We start from the raw sequence: 1255 nt of genomic DNA, 5'->3' as shown, positions 1-1255 counted from the left end.
GCTTTGGCTCCGGCAGTGTTTGCCTTAACCTACCAGTGCTTATAACTCGCCGGCTCATTCTTCAACAGGCACGCGGTCAGACGTTAAATCGTCCTTCCACTGCTTGTAGGCTAACGGTTTCATGTTCTATTTCACTCCCCTTCCGGGGTTCTTTTCACCTTTCCCTCGCGGTACTGGTTCACTATCGGTCACGCAGTAGTATTTAGCCTTACGAGGTGGTCCTCGCTGATTCACACGGAATTTCACGTGCTCCGTGCTACTCGGGATTCAGCCCAGCTGCTCTCCTTTTCGACTACAGGACTTTTACCTTCTCTGGTTCCGCTTTCAACGGATTCGTCTAAGTTGATTGGTCTGTTGTGGCTGTCCCACGACCCCATCTGGTAAACCAAATGGTTTAGGCTCTTCCCCTTTCGCTCACCACTACTTAGGGAATCGAGTTTTCTTTCTCTTCCTCGGGTTACTAAGATGTTTCAGTTCACCCGGTTAGCTCTTTCCCGCCTATATATTCAGCGGGTAGTACATAGGGTTGCCCCATTCGGACACTTCCGGATAATAGCTTGTTTCCAGCTCCCCGGAACGTTTCGCCGGTCACCGCGTCCTTCATCGCCTCTGCGTGCCTAGGTATCCACCGTTAGCCCTTTGTAGCTTGACCACAAAAGGTCTTCTTTTTTTGGACAGCCTTGTCAATCTCGAAAGATTGCCAAGGTTTTACCTTTGATTCTTTTCTTTATGCAGTTTTCAAGGTTCATTGCTGGTTAAAATCCAGCAGGCTTTCTGGTCTCTATCGTTGATAGATGACTTCAGAGAAGTTGCTGTGTTTTAGTTCCGGCTGGGCCGCTTCAGTAGTTAGATGAGTTGCACGGAATGGAAACTATGGAGGTAAGCGGACTCGAACCGCTGACATCTGCCTTGCAAAGGCAGCGCTCTACCAACTGAGCTATACCCCCAGTTCCAAAGAGATAAGTGACTAACACTTAAGGTGGGCCATCCTGGACTCGAACCAGGGACCTCACCCTTATCAGGGGTGCGCTCTAACCACCTGAGCTAATAGCCCATGTTTATCAAACATGATGCTGAACCGAACAAAGAGTTTGAAAGCCAGAAATTATCCGGTCTCGTAACGACCTTAGGATATCTGATTCTCCCGCTTAATTTTTGGGTGGCGGTGAGAATGCAGAAGGTCTCCCTAAAAGGAGGTGATCCAGCCACACCTTCCGGTACGGCTACCTTGTTACGACTTCACCCCAGTCATCAG

At 49.2% G+C, this 1255-nt stretch carries 2 tRNA genes and 2 rRNA genes; all 4 read right to left on the bottom strand.

Going from position 1 to position 1255, the window contains the following annotated elements:
• A 23S ribosomal RNA gene (locus tag NG795_RS28375) occupies positions 1-652 on the bottom strand; the annotation flags it as partial.
• 222 nt (positions 653-874) lie between these two features.
• A tRNA-Ala gene (locus NG795_RS28370) sits at positions 875-947 on the bottom strand.
• 33 nt (positions 948-980) lie between these two features.
• Positions 981-1054 (bottom strand) — tRNA-Ile (locus NG795_RS28365).
• Between the two features lie 135 nt (positions 1055-1189).
• Positions 1190-1255, bottom strand: a 16S ribosomal RNA gene (locus tag NG795_RS28360); the annotation flags it as partial.

It is taken from the genome of Laspinema palackyanum D2c, from assembly GCF_025370875.1.
Taxonomy (GTDB): Bacteria; Cyanobacteriota; Cyanobacteriia; order Cyanobacteriales; family Laspinemataceae; genus Laspinema; species Laspinema palackyanum.
The sequence above is the reverse complement of the archived record's forward strand: the minus strand, read 5'-3'. Positions and strand labels throughout refer to the sequence as shown.